General features: G+C 52.9%; 19 protein-coding genes. 8 read left to right on the forward strand and 11 right to left on the reverse strand.

Going from position 1 to position 18,340, the window contains the following annotated elements; all coding sequences use genetic code 11:
• Window positions 1–215: 215 nt before the first annotated feature.
• Together sodA and V6E55_RS13440 are read right to left on the reverse strand one after the other, a co-directional pair.
• Window positions 216–836, reverse strand: coding sequence for a superoxide dismutase [Mn] (sodA, locus tag V6E55_RS13435; RefSeq protein WP_010436906.1), 621 nt, complete (start codon window positions 834–836; stop codon window positions 216–218).
• Window positions 837–1,020: 184 nt separating this feature from the next.
• Window positions 1,021–1,569, reverse strand: a complete 549-nt coding sequence (locus tag V6E55_RS13440) for a helix-turn-helix domain-containing protein (RefSeq protein ID WP_049004916.1) — start codon at window positions 1,567–1,569, stop codon at window positions 1,021–1,023.
• A gap of 102 nt (window positions 1,570–1,671) precedes the next feature.
• Here V6E55_RS13440 and V6E55_RS13445 point away from each other — a divergent pair, with 102 nt between their 5' ends.
• On the forward strand, window positions 1,672–2,331 hold the full coding sequence (locus V6E55_RS13445; RefSeq protein ID WP_129994709.1) for an AzlC family ABC transporter permease: 660 nt from the start codon (window positions 1,672–1,674) through the stop codon (window positions 2,329–2,331).
• Window positions 2,331–2,654, forward strand: a complete 324-nt coding sequence (locus V6E55_RS13450) for an AzlD domain-containing protein (RefSeq protein WP_129994708.1) — start codon at window positions 2,331–2,333, stop codon at window positions 2,652–2,654. The genes V6E55_RS13445 and V6E55_RS13450 overlap by 1 nt, the downstream gene beginning before the upstream one ends.
• Window positions 2,655–2,694: 40 nt before the next feature.
• Here V6E55_RS13450 and V6E55_RS13455 read toward each other — a convergent pair whose 3' ends face one another.
• Both V6E55_RS13455 and fdhD read right to left on the reverse strand, forming a co-directional pair.
• The gene (locus tag V6E55_RS13455; protein ID WP_114980033.1) at window positions 2,695–2,907 is read right to left on the reverse strand and encodes a DUF1471 domain-containing protein; all 213 of its coding nucleotides are present in this window, start codon (window positions 2,905–2,907) and stop codon (window positions 2,695–2,697) included.
• Window positions 2,908–3,021: 114 nt separating this feature from the next.
• Entirely contained in the window at window positions 3,022–3,858 is an 837-nt protein-coding gene (fdhD, locus tag V6E55_RS13460) for a formate dehydrogenase accessory sulfurtransferase FdhD (protein ID WP_316943054.1), read from the reverse strand.
• Window positions 3,859–4,230: 372 nt separating this feature from the next.
• On the opposite strand from fdhD, the gene fdnG reads away from it, so the two are divergent.
• The 4 genes from fdnG to fdhE are packed head-to-tail and all read left to right on the forward strand — an operon-like array spanning window position 4,231 to window position 9,754.
• Window positions 4,231–7,281 (forward strand): formate dehydrogenase-N subunit alpha, encoded by a 3,051-nt coding sequence (fdnG, locus tag V6E55_RS13465; protein ID WP_147279814.1) that lies wholly within the window; start codon window positions 4,231–4,233, stop codon window positions 7,279–7,281.
• A 12-nt stretch (window positions 7,282–7,293) separates the two neighbouring features.
• Complete coding sequence (gene fdxH, locus V6E55_RS13470) at window positions 7,294–8,196, forward strand: formate dehydrogenase subunit beta (protein ID WP_014072386.1); 903 nt, start codon at window positions 7,294–7,296, stop codon at window positions 8,194–8,196.
• A complete protein-coding gene (fdoI, locus tag V6E55_RS13475) occupies window positions 8,193–8,828 on the forward strand; it encodes a formate dehydrogenase cytochrome b556 subunit (protein WP_114980036.1) in 636 nt (211 codons plus the stop codon). The genes fdxH and fdoI overlap by 4 nt, the downstream gene beginning before the upstream one ends.
• A complete protein-coding gene (gene fdhE, locus V6E55_RS13480; protein WP_114980037.1) occupies window positions 8,825–9,754 on the forward strand; it encodes a formate dehydrogenase accessory protein FdhE in 930 nt (309 codons plus the stop codon). Before fdoI ends, fdhE begins: the two co-directional genes overlap by 4 nt.
• A 39-nt stretch (window positions 9,755–9,793) precedes the next feature.
• On the opposite strand, the gene V6E55_RS13485 is transcribed toward fdhE, so the two are convergent.
• Together V6E55_RS13485 and V6E55_RS13490 are read right to left on the reverse strand one after the other, a co-directional pair.
• A complete protein-coding gene (locus tag V6E55_RS13485) occupies window positions 9,794–10,165 on the reverse strand; it encodes a type II toxin-antitoxin system VapC family toxin (RefSeq protein WP_237996082.1) in 372 nt (123 codons plus the stop codon).
• A gap of 2 nt (window positions 10,166–10,167) precedes the next feature.
• Window positions 10,168–10,410 (reverse strand): ribbon-helix-helix protein, CopG family, encoded by a 243-nt coding sequence (locus V6E55_RS13490; protein WP_114980039.1) that lies wholly within the window; start codon window positions 10,408–10,410, stop codon window positions 10,168–10,170.
• Between the two features lie 198 nt (window positions 10,411–10,608).
• Here V6E55_RS13490 and V6E55_RS13495 point away from each other — a divergent pair, with 198 nt between their 5' ends.
• A complete protein-coding gene (locus tag V6E55_RS13495; protein ID WP_114980040.1) occupies window positions 10,609–11,526 on the forward strand; it encodes an alpha/beta hydrolase in 918 nt (305 codons plus the stop codon).
• Window positions 11,527–11,537: 11 nt separating this feature from the next.
• Here V6E55_RS13495 and fabY read toward each other — a convergent pair whose 3' ends face one another.
• The 5 genes from fabY to typA form a co-directional block, all read right to left on the reverse strand.
• Window positions 11,538–12,479, reverse strand: a complete 942-nt coding sequence (gene fabY, locus V6E55_RS13500) for a fatty acid biosynthesis protein FabY (protein WP_028018144.1) — start codon at window positions 12,477–12,479, stop codon at window positions 11,538–11,540.
• A 44-nt stretch (window positions 12,480–12,523) separates the two neighbouring features.
• On the reverse strand, window positions 12,524–12,961 hold the full coding sequence (gene dtd / locus V6E55_RS13505) for a D-aminoacyl-tRNA deacylase (RefSeq protein ID WP_047345532.1): 438 nt from the start codon (window positions 12,959–12,961) through the stop codon (window positions 12,524–12,526).
• Window positions 12,958–13,839 carry a virulence factor BrkB family protein gene (locus V6E55_RS13510; protein ID WP_114980041.1) on the reverse strand — a complete coding sequence of 294 codons (882 nt, stop codon included), beginning with the start codon at window positions 13,837–13,839 and terminating at the stop codon, window positions 12,958–12,960. The genes dtd and V6E55_RS13510 overlap by 4 nt, the downstream gene beginning before the upstream one ends.
• Window positions 13,833–14,432, reverse strand: a complete 600-nt coding sequence (yihX, locus tag V6E55_RS13515) for a glucose-1-phosphatase (RefSeq protein WP_114980042.1) — start codon at window positions 14,430–14,432, stop codon at window positions 13,833–13,835. Before yihX ends, V6E55_RS13510 begins: the two co-directional genes overlap by 7 nt.
• Before the next feature lie 131 nt (window positions 14,433–14,563).
• The gene (typA, locus tag V6E55_RS13520; RefSeq protein WP_047624623.1) at window positions 14,564–16,387 is read right to left on the reverse strand and encodes a ribosome-dependent GTPase TypA; all 1,824 of its coding nucleotides are present in this window, start codon (window positions 16,385–16,387) and stop codon (window positions 14,564–14,566) included.
• A gap of 378 nt (window positions 16,388–16,765) precedes the next feature.
• Here typA and glnA point away from each other — a divergent pair, with 378 nt between their 5' ends.
• Window positions 16,766–18,175: a glutamate--ammonia ligase gene (gene glnA / locus V6E55_RS13525; RefSeq protein WP_023309763.1), complete on the forward strand. Its 1,410-nt coding sequence runs from the start codon at window positions 16,766–16,768 to the stop codon at window positions 18,173–18,175.
• Window positions 18,176–18,340 lie beyond the last annotated feature (165 nt).

Raw genomic sequence — 18,340 nt, forward strand, 5'->3', positions numbered from 1 at the left:
GAAAAAGGTGAAAACTAAAGCGTTATCGACTGTCAGCCAGAATATTTTTCAGGTCGAATTATATTCATACAGATAAATCTCAGATGCTGATATTTTCTTAATTAGAATTTAAGTAAAAATAATCTGATGTGTTGCGAGGAAAAAAGTTTGAAAAAAGCCTGGTGAAATTAACCAGGCTTCATATAAGAATTAACGGGTAATGTCGCGATCAGGGATTATTTTTTAGCAGCAAAACGTGCGGCTGCTTCGTCCCAGTTAACAACGTCCCAGAACGCTTTGATGTAGTCCGGGCGACGGTTCTGGAATTTCAGGTAGTAAGCATGTTCCCATACATCCAGGCCCACGATTGGGAAACCGGAAGCACCAGAAATTGCCTCACCCATCAGCGGGGAATCCTGGTTGGCCGTTGAAACTACCGCCAGTTTGTCACCTTTCAGTACCAGCCACGCCCAGCCAGAACCGAAACGCGTTGCAGCCGCTTTTTCGAATTCCGCTTTGAAGTTGTCAACGGAACCGAAATCACGCTCGATCGCCGCTTTCAGGTCACCCTGCAGGGTAGTACCGGTTTTCAGGCCTTTCCAGAACAGGCTGTGGTTCGCATGACCACCTGCGTTGTTACGCAGAACGGTTTTCTTGTCCGCTGGCAGTTGATCCAGTTTGGTGATCAGCTCTTCAGCAGACAGGTTAGCGAACTCTGGCAGGCTTTCCAGCGCCGCATTCGCGTTGTTCACATAGGTCTGGTGGTGTTTAGTGTGATGGATTTCCATCGTCTGCTTGTCGAAATGCGGTTCCAGTGCGTCGTAGGCATACGGCAGGGATGGCAGTGTATAACTCATAATCCTCTCCATTAGTGTCGGGCGGCACAGCTGTTAATGCCGCGTAAGCAGTTGGTTCATTATAGTTAATTAAATGATATTGAAAATGATTATCAATGCCGTAATTTTTATAAGGTTATTTGATTTTGAGTAATGGAGAAATTGTTATTTTTATCATTGAGTTAACACGAAATTGCCCGGCAGTTTAATTCTGTTCCGCCACCAGCAGCGCATACGTGTCTGGCTCCAGGGCTTTAAAGATGTGCGGACGATCAGCGGGATAGCAGATGTAATCCCCCGCATTCAGCTCTTCCGCCGCGTCAATCAGGCCGACCAGTGCCCGCCCCTGTGTCACGATAATATGCTCTACCGAGCCAGGCGGATGCGGCTGCGAGAGTCGGTCTGCACCCGGTTGAGTCATCAGAAGGTAAACATCGCGGCGCGCACCCGGTGGACACGCCGCCAGTAAAATGGCTTCATAGTTAGCCTGCCCGGCGACCACTTTGGTCCCTTCACCGCGGCGAATCACCTGCGTGGTCGGTTGTTGTGGCTCGAGTAAACGGGCGAAAGGAATATCCAGCGCCACGCAAAGCGACCACAACGTCTCCAGACTCGGGTTGCCATTGCCAGACTCCAGCTGGGACAGGGTGGATTTAGCGATCCCGGCACGGCGGGCAATTTCCGCCAGTGAAAGTCCGGTTCGCTGGCGTTCTCGCACCAGACTTTTGGCGATTACGCTAATTGGCTGCGTCATATAACGGCCTCTTGTTCTATAAATCGAACGAATCGTTCGTCTTGAAAAGCTGTTCTGTTGCGTTCATTATAATGGATACACGTTCGATATGGCTAAAATTGTATGAAGCATCATCTCTCTTGCCTCAAAGGCGACACGATAAAAGCAATCATCCTGGTTTGTCTCGCCGTTGGTGTGGTCGGGATGTCATACGGCTCGCTGGCGATAGCCTACGGTTTTCCTGTCTGGGTACCGTTTGTGCTTTCCATTACCGTACTCGCGGGAGCGTCCGAATTTATGTTTATCGGCATTGTCGCGAGCGGAGGTAACCCTCTGGCGGCTGCGGCTGCCGGGTTGCTGGTGAACGCCCGCCATGTGCCGTTTGGCGTCACGGTACGTGAACTGGTCGGCAAACGTGGTTTGAGTTTTTTGGGCTGTCACATCATGAACGATGAAAGCGTGGTGTTCGGCCTGTCGCAAAAAACGCCCGAACAGCGTAAAGCCGCCTACTGGTTATGTGGTTTAGGTGTGGCGATTATCTGGCCACTGGGCGCGCTGCTGGGGGCCATGGTCGGTAAACTTCTGCCTGACCCAGAAACCATCGGGCTGGATGCGGTGTTCCCGGCCATTTTACTGGCGTTAGTGGTTCCTGCTTTTAAAAACCGTACCACGCTGATCCGTGCCTGCAGCGGCGCAGTGTTGTCGCTGGCCGCCGTGCCGTTTGCTCCGGTCGGTTTGCCGGTTCTGCTGTCTTTACTGGGCCTGGCGGCGAGGAAAAAATAATGGGAAACATGACATTCTTTATTCTGGGTATCGCCATCTTATCGGCAGGGACATATCTGATGCGTCTGGGTGGCGCAAAGCTCGGCAGCAGGCTGGCACTGTCGGAGCGTTCACAGTCGCTGCTTTCTGACGCGGCAACGGTTTTACTCTTTTCCGTGGCGCTGGCGACAACCTTTTATGAAGGGGAACATTTTGCAGGTATGGCGCGCGTTCTGGGCGTGTCGTTTGCCGTATTTCTGGCCTGGCGCAAAATGCCGTTAATTGTGGTGATCGTTGCGGCGGCAGTGGTAACGGCGCTGCTGCGCCTGGCGGGGATCCAATAAAAAAGCGCCCCGGGGGCGCTCTTTCGACGGTAAAGCGGAATTATTTGTTCAGTTCAGCCGTCATATGTACGCGATTACCAGAGAATGCCTGAGTAATTTTGTAAGATGACGCGCCAGCGTCCTGAGCCTGTGCAGCGATTTTTGCTTCTGCGCCGTCAATGGTAGAGGCAGTTGCGGTCACAGTCTGTGCTGCGAAAGAACCGAAAGAAGCAGCCAGAGCGATTACAGCGACAAAAGTTTTGATGCTTTTCATGATTTAAACCCTTTCGTTAAGTTGTTTAGGTAAGGCGTTGTGCCTTGATGAGATAAATACTAGACCTCATCACCAACAACTAAAAGCGGAAGGATTTGCTAATATCATTCAAAATTACTGATCAACAATTAAGCGCTGAGGATGAGTATAAATCGTCGCTTTTCCCGGCTTGCAGAACCCTACCAGTGTCAGGTTACAGCGCTCGGCCACTTCCACTGCCAGCGTGGTCGCCGCCGACACGGCAAACAGAATTTCGACTCCACACATCGCGGATTTCTGCACCATCTCGTAGCTGGCCCGACTGGACACCAGCGCAGCACCTTGCTGCCAGACGTCGTTTTCACGCGCACGTCGACCGAGCAGCTTATCCAGCGCCACATGGCGACCCACATCCTCATGCCCACCAGCAATGTCACCAGATGGCAGCACCCAGGCTGCAGCGTGTGTACAGCCGCTCAGTTGACCAATGGGCTGAACGTCGTTGAGATGTTCAAGCGCATGGTCGAGATACGCCAGATTAAAGGTCTGAGTAAACGGCAGAGGCGTAACAGGCTTACCGATATCGTTGAGTTGCTCAACGCCGCAGACACCGCAACCGGTGCGCCCGGCCAGCGCACGTCGACGCTCTTTCAGCCCCATAAAGCGGCGGCTCGAGAGTTCAATTTGCACTTCAAGGCCATTGCAGGCCTGAACCACGTCCATGCCGTAGATCTCCTGCGGGTGTTCAATAATGCCTTCCGAGAGAGAAAAACCAATGGCGAACAGCTCAAGATCTTTCGGCGAGGCCATCATCACCACATGCGAAATACCGTTGTAAACCAGAGCAACGGGAACTTCCTCGGCCAGAAAATCGGGCGTGGCGTGAGTGATGTGGGGCGGCCTGTGCACCGACAATTCCACAATGCCCGCAGGCAATGACGACGAGTGAGGAGCACGGTTTTGTTTAGACACAGCGGTATTCCTGAACAACCACGAAGGTGAGCCTGCTATTGCAACATAAACCGCAGGTCTTACGCATAGTATGGATCAACTTTTCAACAACCATTCTCCTACTCATTTCGGAGGGGTGCAACCCGACACCCGCTACACGGCTTTAACATGTCGAGCTTCCAGCGTGATCAGTATCACACTTTATAATCAGCAAGGTGATAATACGTTCACTTTGTTTTAACGCCATGAGAACAGGCATACCGACATTGTGGTATTCTTATGATATCCCTCGTGGAATTGAGGGATTAACGCAAATTTTTCTCCTTTGCGGTCATTCTTTAGCCGCGAAGTCAAAACACCATATATAAGCAATGTCGAAACAAGGAGTGACCCATGCAGGTCAGCAGAAGGCAGTTCTTTAAGATCTGCGCTGGCGGTATGGCAGGCACCACGGCAGCGGCACTGGGCTTTGCGCCTGGCGTAGCGCTGGCGGAAACGCGGCAGTACAAACTGCTGCGCACCCGTGAAACCCGTAATACCTGTACGTACTGCTCTGTCGGTTGCGGGCTGTTGATGTATAGCCTCGGCGACGGTGCTAAAAACGCCAAAGCGTCTATTTTCCATATCGAAGGCGACCCGGATCATCCGGTCAACCGCGGCGCGTTGTGCCCGAAAGGGGCCGGTCTGGTGGACTTTATCCACTCCGAAAGCCGCCTCAAATTCCCTGAATATCGCGCGCCTGGCTCCGACAAATGGCAGCAAATTAGCTGGGAAGAAGCGTTTGACCGCATCGCAAAACATATTAAAGAAGATCGCGATGCTAACTTTGTTGAGAAGAACGCCGACGGCGTCACGGTCAACCGCTGGCTCTCCACCGGGATGCTGTGTGCCTCTGCTTCCAGCAACGAAACCGGTTATTTAACCCAGAAATTTACGCGTGCACTCGGTATGCTCGCGGTCGACAACCAGGCGCGTGTCTGACACGGACCAACGGTAGCAAGTCTTGCTCCAACATTTGGTCGCGGTGCGATGACCAACCACTGGGTCGACATCAAGAACGCCAACCTCATTGTGGTGATGGGCGGTAACGCCGCTGAAGCGCACCCTGTCGGGTTCCGCTGGGCGATGGAAGCCAAAATCCACAACGGCGCAAAATTGATTGTTATCGATCCCCGCTTTACGCGTACTGCGTCAGTGGCGGATTTCTACACCCCTATTCGTTCAGGTACTGACATCACTTTCCTGTCAGGCGTATTGCTGTACCTGATGACCAACGAAAAATATAACCGCGAATACACCGAAGCCTATACCAACGCCAGCCTGATCGTGCGTGAGGATTACCACTTCGAAGATGGCCTGTTCAGCGGTTACGACGCCGAAAAACGCAAATACGACAAAACCAGCTGGAACTACGAGCTGGATGAGAAAGGCTTTGCGAAACGCGACACCACGCTGCAACATCCGCGATGCGTATGGAACCTGCTGAAAGAGCACGTTTCCCGTTATACGCCGGACGTTGTCGAAAACATCTGCGGTACGCCGAAAGCGGACTTCCTGAAAGTCTGCGAGTTGATCGCCGAAACCAGCGCGAAAGATAAAACTGCATCGTTCCTGTATGCACTCGGCTGGACGCAACACTCTATCGGTGCGCAGAACATCCGTACCATGGCGATGGTTCAGCTACTGCTCGGCAACATGGGGATGGCAGGCGGCGGCGTGAACGCCCTGCGTGGTCACTCCAACATTCAGGGTCTGACCGACCTGGGTCTTCTGTCTCAAAGCCTGCCAGGCTATATGAGCCTGCCAAGCGAGAAACAGCCTGACCTGCAAACCTACCTGACGGCCAGCACACCTAAACCGCTGCTTGAAGGCCAGGTGAACTACTGGGGCAACTATCCGAAGTTCTTCGTCTCAATGATGAAAGCCTTCTTCGGAGACAAAGCGACAGCGGAAAACAGCTGGGGCTTTGACTGGCTGCCGAAGTGGGACAAAGGTTACGACGTTCTGCAGTATTTCGAGATGATGCACCAGGGCAAAGTGAACGGCTATCTGTGCCAGGGCTTTAACCCGGTTGCCTCGTTCCCGAACAAGAACAAGGTTGTTGAGTCGCTGTCGAAACTGAAATTCCTGGTGACGATTGACCCGCTTAATACCGAAACCTCGACCTTCTGGCAGAACCATGGTGAATCGAACGATGTCGATCCATCGAAGATTCAGACCGAAGTGTTCCGTCTGCCATCGACCTGCTTCGCGGAAGAGAACGGTTCTATCGTTAACTCCGGACGCTGGCTGCAGTGGCACTGGAAAGGCGCGGACGCCCCGGGCATCGCCATGAACGACGGCGAGATCCTGGCAGGTATCTTCTTACGCCTGCGTAAGATGTATGCGGCTGAAGGCGGCGCGAACCCGGAACCCGTTCTGAACATGAGCTGGAACTACTCGACGCCGGAAAATCCAGCGCCGGAAGAAGTAGCAATGGAAAGCAACGGTAAAGCGCTGGCGGATGTTATCGACCCGGCCACCGGTACCGTGCTGGCGAAGAAAGGCGATCAGCTCAGCACCTTCGCGCACCTGCGTGATGACGGCACCACCTCAAGTGGTTGCTGGATCTTTGCCGGTAGCTGGACGCCGAAAGGCAACCAGATGGCCAACCGCGACAACGCCGACCCATCGGGCCTTGGCAATACGCTGGGTTGGGCATGGGCATGGCCGCTGAACCGTCGCATTCTCTATAACCGCGCCTCCGCTGACCCGCAGGGCAACCCGTGGGATCCGAAGCGTCAGCTTCTGAAGTGGGACGGTGCGAAATGGGGCGGTGTAGATATTCCGGACTACAGCACTGCTGCACCAGGCAGCGATGTCGGGCCGTTTATCATGCAGCCTGAAGGGATGGGACGTTTGTTTGCTATCGATAAGATGGCGGAAGGGCCGTTCCCGGAACACTACGAGCCGTTTGAGACGCCGCTGGGCACCAACCCGCTGCACCCGAACGTGGTCTCTAACCCGGCAGCCCGTATCTTCAAGGGCGATTTTGAAGCGCTGGGTAAAAAGGACAAGTTCCCGTACGTGGGCACCACTTACCGTCTGACTGAGCATTTCCACTACTGGACCAAGCACGCGCTGCTTAACGCCATCGCGCAACCGGAACAGTTTGTGGAGATTGGTGAAAAACTGGCGAACAAGCTCGGCATTGCTCATGGCGATACCGTGAAAGTCTCCTCTAACCGCGGTTATATCAAAGCCAAGGCGGTGGTGACCAAGCGTATTCGCACGCTCAACGTTCACGGTCAGCAGGTGGATACCATCGGTATTCCAATTCACTGGGGTTATGAGGGCGTGGCGAAGAAAGGGTTCATTGCGAACACTCTGACGCCATTCGTCGGCGATGCGAACACGCAGACGCCGGAGTTTAAGGCCTTCCTCGTGAACGTGGAAAAGGTGTAACGGAGACGACTTATGGCTTATCAATCTCAGGACATTATCCGTCGTTCCGCGACTAACGGTTTCACGCCCGCGCCTCAGGCGCGGGACCACCAGCAGGAAGTGGCGAAGCTTATCGACGTGACCACCTGTATCGGCTGTAAAGCCTGCCAGGTGGCCTGTTCAGAGTGGAACGACATCCGTGACGAAGTGGGTCACAACGTCGGGGTCTATGACAACCCGGCTGACCTGACCGCCAAGTCCTGGACGGTGATGCGCTTCTCCGAAGTGGAGCAGAACGACAAACTGGAATGGCTTATCCGCAAAGACGGCTGTATGCACTGTGCGGATCCGGGCTGCCTGAAGGCGTGCCCGTCAGAAGGGGCTATCATTCAGTATGCCAATGGTATCGTCGACTTCCAGTCTGAGCAGTGTATTGGCTGCGGCTACTGCATTGCCGGCTGTCCGTTCGACGTGCCGCGCCTGAACCCGGAAGACAACCGCGTCTACAAATGTACGCTGTGTGTTGACCGTGTAAACGTCGGCCAGGAACCGGCTTGCGTGAAGACCTGCCCGACTGGTGCTATCCACTTTGGTTCGAAAGAGGATATGAAAACGCTGGCGGCAGAGCGCGTAGGCGAGCTGAAAACCCGTGGTTACGACAACGCAGGATTGTACGATCCGGCCGGGGTTGGCGGTACGCACGTGATGTATGTGCTGCACCACGCCGACAAGCCGAATCTGTATCACGGCCTGCCGGAAAACCCGGAAATCAGCGCCACCGTGAAGTTCTGGAAAGGCATCTGGAAACCACTGGCAGCGGTTGGTTTTGCTGCTACCTTCGCAGCGAGCATTTTCCACTACGTTGGTGTCGGCCCGAACCGCGCGGAAGAGGAAGATGACAACCTGCATGAAGAGAAAGACGAGGTGCGCAAATGAGAAAACGTGACACCATCGTGCGCTATACCGCGCCGGAACGTATCAACCATTGGGTCACCGCCTTCTGCTTCATGCTGGCGGCAATAAGCGGGCTGGGGTTCTTTTTCCCGTCCTTCAACTGGCTGATGCAGATCATGGGGACACCACAACTGGCGCGTATACTGCACCCGTTTGTTGGCGTCATCATGTTCGCGTCGTTCATCATCATGTTCTTCCGCTACTGGCACCATAACCTAATCAATCGGGATGATATCTTTTGGGCGAAGAATATTCGTAAGATTGTCGTCAACGAGGAAGTGGGTGATACCGGGCGTTATAACTTCGGCCAGAAATGCGTATTCTGGGCGGCGATTATCTTCCTGGTCCTGTTGCTGGTCAGCGGCGTGATCATCTGGCGTCCGTACTTTGCGCCTGCTTTCTCAATCCCGGTGATCCGATTCGCGCTGATGCTGCATTCATTTGCCGCAGTGGCGTTAATTGTGGTTATCATGGTGCATATTTACGCCGCCCTTTGGGTGAAAGGCACCATTACCGCGATGGTGGAAGGATGGGTAACCAATACGTGGGCGAAGAAACATCACCCGCGCTGGTACCGTGAAGTTCGCCAGAAACAGGAAAAGTCATCTGAATGAGTATTCGCATAATCCCGCAAGATGAGCTGGGGTCGAGCGAGAAACGCACGGCGGAATATATTCCGCCGTTGTTATTCCCCAGACTCAAGAACCTCTACAACCGCCGCGCAGAGCGTCTGCGCGAGCTGGCAGAGAGCAACCCGCTGGGCGATTTTTTGCGCTTTGCCGCGTTGATTGCCCACGCGCAGGAAGTGGTGCTGTACGACCACCCACTGCAAATGGACCTGACTGCGCGCATCAAAGAAGCCAGTGAGCAAGGCAAACCACCGCTGGATATTCACGTGCTGCCGCGCGATAAACACTGGCATAAGCTGCTGCATTCGCTGATTGCCGAGCTGAAGCCAGAGATGAGCGGCACCGCGCTGGCCGTTATCGAAAACCTGGAAAAAGCTTCCGATCAGGAGCTGGAAGAGATGGCGAGTGCGCTGTTTGCTTCTGATTTTACGCTGGTCAGCAGTGATAAAGCCCCATTCATCTGGGCTGCGCTGTCACTGTACTGGGCGCAAATGGCGAGCCTGATCCCCGGTAAAGCCCGTGCAGAATATGGCGAAGCACGCCAGTTTTGCCCGGTATGCGGCTCTATGCCAGTCTCCAGTATGGTGCAGATTGGTACCACTCAGGGGCTGCGCTACCTGCACTGCAACCTGTGTGAAACCGAATGGCATGTGGTGCGCGTGAAGTGCAGCAACTGTGAACAGACCCGCGATCTCAACTACTGGTCGCTGGAAAATGAAGACGCGGCAGTGAAAGCCGAAAGCTGCGGTGACTGCGGCACTTACCTGAAGATTCTGTATCAGGAAAAAGACCCGAAAGTCGAAGCGGTGGCCGACGATCTCGCCTCGCTGATTCTGGACGCAAAGATGGAGCAGGAGGGCTTTGCCCGGAGCTCGATCAACCCGTTCCTGTTCCCGGGTGAAGGGGAATAATTCCCTGTGACAGTGCCGGGCGGCGCATGCTTGCCCGGCCTACAGCTGGTACGGTGAAACAACCCCGGGAATGCCCTGAAAGTCTTTGGTATTCCGGGTGATTAACGGGCAATTTCTGCTTTGGGCAGTCGCTAAAATAATGGCATCCGGCAGTTTCATGCCATGTTTCTCACGGAGCACGACGCTTCTTTCAGCGATCTCTCGGGTTACATCGATAATCTCAAATGCCCCCATTACCGCCGCTGTTTTCGCTTCGTGGCCATGTTTGCGTGCCCCCACCATGACTTCCATCCATGTAATTAGACTGATTGACCGGTGAGATGCTGTGTTTTCGATCGTATTTGCTGCTTCGACGCGATTGTTGAAAAGGTCGATCAGGATATTGGTATCAAAAACCGCCATGTGTTCCATAGCTACCACTCCTCACGCAGCTTGCGTTCATACTCTAATCCGTCTTCTTGCTGGTTCCCCCACAGACCAAGCGCATCACGGATAACGGATGAGCTTTGCTGATCGAGAAACTGCTCAATTGCTTCACGCAGTAATTCGGCACGAGGTTGGTTACGCAACTGTTTGAGGTTATCGAGACGTTGAATAACGTCATCCGACAAATCGATCAGAATTCTGCCCATGTTAAGCTCCGCGAGTAAACTCATATATCACCTCAGTATATCATTATTGTCTATTTTCAAGACAACATACGCTTTCTCTCAGTAGCGTTAAAGTCCCAGCCAATAGTTTACCTTCCATTTGCGAGGCGCTTTCCAGATTGCTGTCCTCAACAACATTCTTGTTTTCTTTTGAATTAAACCAGGCTATAAAGCTGTATATCTATACAGTTAGAGGGCATTTTCATGGCACTGGAAAAGGGTATTGAACGGCTGGTTCAAGGGTTTATCGCAGCAGGTCGCCCCTCATCACGTCGCCAGACAATTGAGCTACGACGAGCAGGGTATGTTCTCAGCGCAGGTCTTGCCGGGGAGACAGAAACGCGCGTCCAGATAGAGACGTTTGTTCTTGAGGGCCTTACCATTCGGGTGTTTTCACCTCTCAATGCGTCTGAATTATTACCTGCTGCCATCTACTATCATGGCGGATGTTTTATCAGCGGTGGGTTTGATACGCATGATAAGCAGCTCCGCCAGCTGGCATTTTACGGTAACTGCCGGGTGATTGCGGTTCAGTACAGACTGGCACCCGAGCATCAATTCCCCGCTGCACATGACGACGCAGAACGCGCTGCAGACCTTGTCTGGCAGAATGCAGACAAACTGGGTGTGGATAAAAACCGAATCACCCTTTGCGGCGACAGTGCAGGTGGACATCTTGCGCTGGTGACATCACTGCGGCTCAAAGATAAAGGCCTGTGGAATCCAGCACAGCTCATCCTGATTTATCCCATGCTTGATGCCACAGCCAGTTTTGAAAGCTATACCCTTAATGGCCAGGATTACGTCATTACCCGCGATACCCTGCTCAGCGGGTATGAAATGTATCTCGCAGAGACTGACCTTCAGCATCCGGAAGCCAGCCCGCTGTGGCGCGATGATTTTAACGGTCTTCCGCCTGTGCACATTGTTACCGCCGAGTACGATCCGCTGTGTGATGAGGGAGAAATGTTGTTCCAGCATCTGACTGAGCAGGGTGTGAAGTGTAGCGCTCAGCGCTGGCTGGGCGTTATCCATGGCTTCTTTCAACTCGGTGGCATCAGCCAGTCGGCACAAGACGTTATACGGGACATCGCCTGGCGGATTAGCTCAGCCAGGCGATAACAACGAAGGGATTATTCCTCTTCGTTCCCACCCTCTTCATACGCGCCGAATGGCTTCGCCGGAAGAACAATATAGGTGCCTTCAAACACCGCGCCAGATGTTTTGTCACCAAACAATTCAACCTGCATTTGTACGCGGGCTTTGCGACCTCGGGCCAGGCGGTCGAGGTCGCCCCCCAATGAACCCAGATCAGCCACGGCGCTCGGTTTACCGCTGATCGGTGCGCTATAGCGGATATGGGCGTCGGCAAGAATGATCGTCCCCCCCAGATGGCGCTCACGCAGCATCAGCCAGATAAGCCCCCAGCCGGTCAATGTAGCCAGCGAGAACAGACTTCCGGCAAACAGGGTGTGGTGCGGGTTTTGATTGCCGATTTCCGGCATCGTGGTGATGAATTTTTGCCCGGTGTACTGCTGGATACGCACACCCATTTTTTCACTCAGCGGGATGTGCTGATACCAGGCTTGCTGTAGCTGCCCGCACCAGTCGGCACGATGCAGAATATCATCCAGCGTGGCGATGGGTTTAATCATCAAAAAGTGACGAATGGGTGTGGTTTGCGGGGTCGTTATTTCCCCCTGATTAACAAAACCGAGTTTGGCGAAGAACTCTACGGCATCTTCGCGGGCACTACAGGTGACGCGCTTAACGCCTTCCTGTCGGGCCACAGATTCCAGGGTCATCGCCATCAGCGTCCCCAGGCCTTTGTCCTGCACGGAAGGATGAACCGCCATAAAGCGAATAGACGCTTCGTTATCGGCGTTGATATACAAACGCCCGACGGCAACGAGGTTGCCCTCTTCATCCATCACCATCTGATGGTGGGCCATCGCGTCCCAGGCATCGCGTTCAGACCCTTTTGGCTGATGTAATGGCTTGCGCAGCATTTCCCAGCGGAACTGGTAATAGGCTTCTAACTCTTCTTCCGTTTGCGGTACTCGAAGGTGATACATAGCTGTACTCTCTCTTGTTACCCGCGGCCACGCCGCCAGTTGGCTCATACCTGGAGCCAGAATGTGACGGGGCCATCGTTCACCAGCGAAACCTGCATATCCGCAGCGAATCGTCCGGTTTGCGTATTCATTTCCTGCTGGCGACAGCGCTCAACAAAATACTCATAAAGTTCTTCAGCACGATCAGGTGCGGCACCTTTAGAAAAACTCGGACGCATGCCGCGCTCGGTATCCGCCGCCAGCGTGAACTGGGAAACCACCAGCACGCTGCCACCCGCCTGCTGAACGTTAAGGTTCATCTTACCTTCCGCATCACTGAAAATACGGTAGCCCAACACACGCTCGCACAAGCGGTTGGCTTTTTGTTCGTCATCATCCTTTTCGACACCTAACAACACCAAAAGTCCTGGGCCAATTTCACCCGTCACCTCTCCCTCCACGGTGACGCTGGCACGGGTTACGCGCTGTATCAATGCAATCATGGTTGGTCTGCTTCTTGTTGTTTTTCAGCTGCTGCTGCTTTTTTGAGTTCGCGATAGACACCGAGAGTGACAGTTATTTCGGCACCAAGCAAGACGATACACCAGGTCCAGTAGACCCAGACAAACAAAATCGGGATCACCGCCAGCACGCCGTAAATCAGCTGATAGGACGGAAACATGGTGATGTAGAGGGCGAATCCTTTTTTACCCAGTTCAAACAGCACCGCGGCCACCAGCGCGCCAACAACGGCATCACGGTTAGGCACGCGCGTGGTCGGCACAACGCTATAGAGCAGCCAGAATGAAAGCCACGACAGGATCAGCGGGAAGATGCGAAGTACATTATCAATAACGCCGTTTAAATCACTCGCCCAGCGTAATGAAAGAAGATATGAACTGATTGCCAGACTCGCCCCGGCCAGCAACGGACCCAGCGTCAGGATCATCCAGTACACGGCAAAGGAGTACACCTTTGGTCGTGCCTTTTTACTCCGCCAGATGGTGTTCAGCGCGTTATCAATGGCGTACATCAACAGCAGCGCAGTGACGATAAGACCGCATGCCCCCACTGCCGTCATCTTGTTGGAGTTGGCAACGAACTGCTCAATGTAGTTCTGGATGACATCCCCGGTTGCAGGAATAAAATTCGCGAAGACAAAATGGCGAAGCTGCAGACTCACGTCCGCAAACATTGGAAAAGCCGAAAAAAGCGCAAAGATAACCGCCACCAGCGGCACTAATGAGAGCAACGACACGTACGCGAGATTACCCGCCAGTGTGGTCATGTTGTCCTCATCAATGCGATGCCAGAGCAATTTTAGCCAGGCTCTCAGTGGACGAGTATGATGCGTGGCTTTTTGATGAACGGTTTTTAGCATAACTGCTTCGCAAAGTAGTTTGGTATCGTCTCTTTTCCGGTCACCAGAATTGACGTAATACCCAACTGGTTAGCTCCCTCTATATTATCGACGTTGTCGTCGAAAAAGACCGCATCGGCCGCTGTATATCCTTCTGCCTGAAGAACAGCCTGATAAATTCGTGCCTCAGGTTTACGCATACCCATCTCCTGCGAAAGATAGATCTTATCTGCCGCCGCTTTAACTTCAGGGTATTCCTCAGGCCAGAATGTGGTGTGCAGACGGTTGGTATTTGACAACACCACCACACGATGTCCCTGCTCTCGCAGTTTGTGCATGATATTGGTAACTTCCGGACGTATCGCCACAAATACCGCCTGCCAGCCGTGAGAAAACTGCTCGTAGCTTAACGGCAGATCCAGTTCATGGCAGAAACGTTCGGCGAACTCTTCATCGCTGATCTCACCGCGTTCGTGTTGATGGAAGGTCTCGCTCATCACGAAACTCTGCTTCAATGTCGCCAGTGGGACACGGCTAAAATCGCTCCATGCGCCCAGCACTCGATTAAAATCGATATCGACGATTACATTTCCTAAGTCAAAGATATAAAGCATGTTTATCTCCTGCTCGCCGTGGAAAAGTAACTGTAGCGGGAAAGACAGGCTTTGGCTATGAAGTACGCACAGGGTAGAAAAAGAAAAACCCCGACACAAGGACGGGGTTTTGTTGACCAGAGAGGAGTGAATTACTCTTCTTTCGCACCGCGCATAGCACGTTTACGATCGTTCTCGGTCAGGTGACGTTTACGGATACGAATTGACTGTGGAGTCACTTCTACCAGTTCGTCGTCATCGATGAATTCCAGAGCCTGCTCCAGGGTCATCTTGATCGGTGGAACCAGAACCGTTGCTTCGTCAGTACCGGACGCACGCATGTTGGTCAGTTTCTTACCGGTCAGGCAGTTTACAGTCAGGTCGTTAGAACGACTGTGAATACCGATGATCTGGCCTTCATAAACTTCAGCACCGTGACCCAGGAACAGCTTACCGCGATCCTGCAGACCGAACAGCGCAAACGCAACCGCTTTGCCCTGACCGTTGGAGATCAGCACGCCGTTGTTACGCTGGCCAACTTCGCCCGGACGAACATCGTCGTAGTGGCTGAAGGTGGAGTACAGCAGACCAGTACCGGAAGTCATGGTCATGAATTCTGAACGGAAGCCGATCAGACCACGACTTGGGATCACGTAGTCAAGACGTACGCGGCCTTTGCCATCTGGATTCATGTTTTTCAGGTCGCCTTTACGCTCACCCAGAGCCTGCATCACAGAACCCTGGTGCTGCTCTTCAACGTCCAGAGTAACGTTTTCGAACGGCTCTTGTTTACGGCCGTCGATTTCGCGGAAGATAACTTTCGGACGGGAAACCGCCATTTCGAAACCTTCACGACGCATGTTTTCGATCAGAACAGACAGGTGCAGCTCACCACGACCAGAAACGCGGAATGCATCAGCGTCTTCGGTTTCTTCAACGCGCAGCGCAACGTTGTGCACCAGCTCTTTGTTCAGGCGGTCAAGGATCTGACGAGAGGTAACAAATTTACCTTCTTTACCACAGAACGGAGAGGTGTTGACGTTGAAGAACATGGATACGGTTGGTTCATCAACGGACAGGGCTGGCAGCGCTTCGACATTCTGCGGGTCGCAGATGGTGTCGGAGATGTTCAGTTCACCCAGACCGGTGATGGCGATGATGTCGCCCGCTTCCGCGATGTCACTCTCGATACGCTCAAGGCCCAGGTGAGTCAGTACTTTACCGACTTTACCGTTACGGGTTTTGCCTTCGCTATCAATGATAGTGACCTGCTGGTTAGGCTTCACTTTACCGCGTTTGATACGACCAATGCCGATTACACCAACATAGTTGTTGTAGTCGAGCTGAGAGATCTGCATCTGCAGGGTGCCGTCGAGATCAACGTTTGGCGCAGGAACACGGTCAACAATCGCCTGGTACAGCGGGGTCATGTCTTCAGCCATGTCTTCGTGATCCAGACCCGCAATACCGTTCAGCGCAGAAGCGTAAACGATAGGGAAGTCCAGCTGCTCGTCAGTCGCGTCGAGGTTAACGAACAGGTCGAATACCTGGTCAACAACCCAGTCAGGACGCGCGCCAGGACGGTCAACTTTGTTAATAACAACGATTGGCTTCAGACCATGGGCAAATGCTTTTTTGGTCACGAAGCGCGTCTGTGGCATTGGGCCATCCATTGCGTCAACGACCAGCAGAACGGAGTCTACCATGGACATTACACGTTCAACTTCACCACCGAAGTCGGCGTGCCCTGGGGTATCAACGATGTTGATACGGTAGTCATTCCATTTAATCGCGGTGTTTTTCGCGAGGATGGTAATCCCACGCTCTTTCTCCAAATCGTTGGAGTCCATCACGCGTTCTTGGGTTTCGGCACGCGCATCAAACGTACCGGATTGCTGCAGCAGCTTATCAACCAGGGTAGTTTTACCATGGTCAACGTGCGCGATGATGGCGATGTTACGCAAATTTTCGATCACAACTTTGCCTCAGGCATTTAGAAATAGCGCGTTATTGTACACGGATTAATCGCACTACAAAACAGGATCACAAACATCCCCCGCAAACAAGTATTGCAGAGATGCTTTGTGATCGCTTTCACGGAGCGGTAAAAGGGCACTTTAACGTAAATTGCACCAATATAGTGCCCGATGTTCACATTGAGGCACTATACTGGTGCAACAAATCCATTGTGGTGCAGCCCTTTTGCACTATGGTGCGCATGATAACGCCTTTTTGGGGTGTTTTAAAAGTTGGCACAGATTTCGCTTTATAAAAAATACATGGCAACAGCCAGTACAAACAGAAATTGAAGACCTCGTTACCACGACGACAATGACCAATCTGGAGAGTTAAGTATGTCCGCTGAACACGTTTTGACGATGCTGAACGAACATGAAGTGAAGTTTGTTGATCTGCGCTTCACCGATACCAAAGGTAAAGAACAGCACGTCACAATTCCTGCTCATCAGGTAAACGCCGAATTCTTCGAAGAAGGCAAAATGTTTGACGGCTCCTCCATTGGTGGCTGGAAAGGCATTAACGAATCCGACATGGTTCTGATGCCAGATGCGACCACTGCGGTCATTGATCCGTTCTTCGAAGAACCAACCCTGATCATCCGTTGCGACATCCTCGAGCCAGGCACGCTGCAGGGCTACGACCGCGACCCACGTTCTATCGCGAAACGCGCTGAAGAATACCTGCGTTCTACCGGCATCGCAGACACTGTTCTGTTCGGGCCAGAGCCAGAATTCTTCCTGTTCGACGACATCCGTTTCGGTGCGTCTATTTCTGGTTCCCACGTTGCTATCGACGATATCGAAGGCGCATGGAACTCTTCCACCAAATACGAAGGTGGTAACAAAGGTCACCGTCCAGGCGTTAAAGGCGGTTACTTCCCGGTTCCTCCGGTCGACTCAGCACAGGACATTCGTTCCACCATGTGTCTGGTGATGGAAGAGATGGGCCTGGTAGTTGAAGCTCACCACCACGAAGTGGCGACTGCGGGTCAGAACGAAGTGGCTACCCGCTTCAACACCATGACCAAAAAAGCAGACGAAATTCAGATCTACAAATACGTTGTGCACAACGTTGCGCACCGTTTCGGTAAAACCGCTACCTTCATGCCAAAACCTATGTTTGGCGACAACGGTTCCGGTATGCACTGCCACATGTCTCTATCCAAGAACGGTACCAACCTGTTCTCTGGTGACAAATATGCTGGTCTGTCTGAGCAGGCGCTGTATTACATCGGCGGCGTAATCAAACACGCTAAAGCGATCAACGCCCTGGCTAACCCAACCACTAACTCCTACAAGCGTCTGGTTCCGGGCTATGAAGCGCCAGTAATGCTGGCCTACTCTGCGCGTAACCGTTCTGCTTCTATCCGTATCCCGGTTGTTGCTTCTCCTAAAGCGCGTCGTATCGAAGTGCGCTTCCCGGACCCAGCGGCTAACCCATACCTGTGCTTCGCAGCACTGCTGATGGCTGGTCTGGATGGTATCAAGAACAAGATCCACCCAGGCGAAGCAATGGATAAAAACCTGTACGACCTGCCGCCAGAAGAAGCGAAAGAGATCCCACAGGTTGCTGGCTCTCTGGAAGAAGCCCTGCAGGCACTGGACGCAGACCGCGAGTTCCTGACTGCAGGTGGCGTATTCACTGACGACGCTATCGATGCTTACATCGCCCTGCGTATGGAAGAGAACGACCGTGTGCGTATGACGCCACACCCGGTTGAGTTCGAGCTGTACTACAGCGTTTAATTAAGTTGTTTTACCCGGCGTGACAAACGCCGGGGGTAGTTGCCGTGGAAACTTTTAGCCCATCTCCGGATGGGCTTTTTTCTCCACCAACAACCTGATCTCGCGCGCTTTTTACGACGAAAAAGCTATACTGCACTAAATTAGTGCAAACAACTCCAGGAGACT

Origin of the sequence: Enterobacter sp. 342, from assembly GCF_036663495.1 — a bacterium.
In the GTDB taxonomy this organism is placed as follows: Bacteria; Pseudomonadota; Gammaproteobacteria; order Enterobacterales; family Enterobacteriaceae; genus Enterobacter.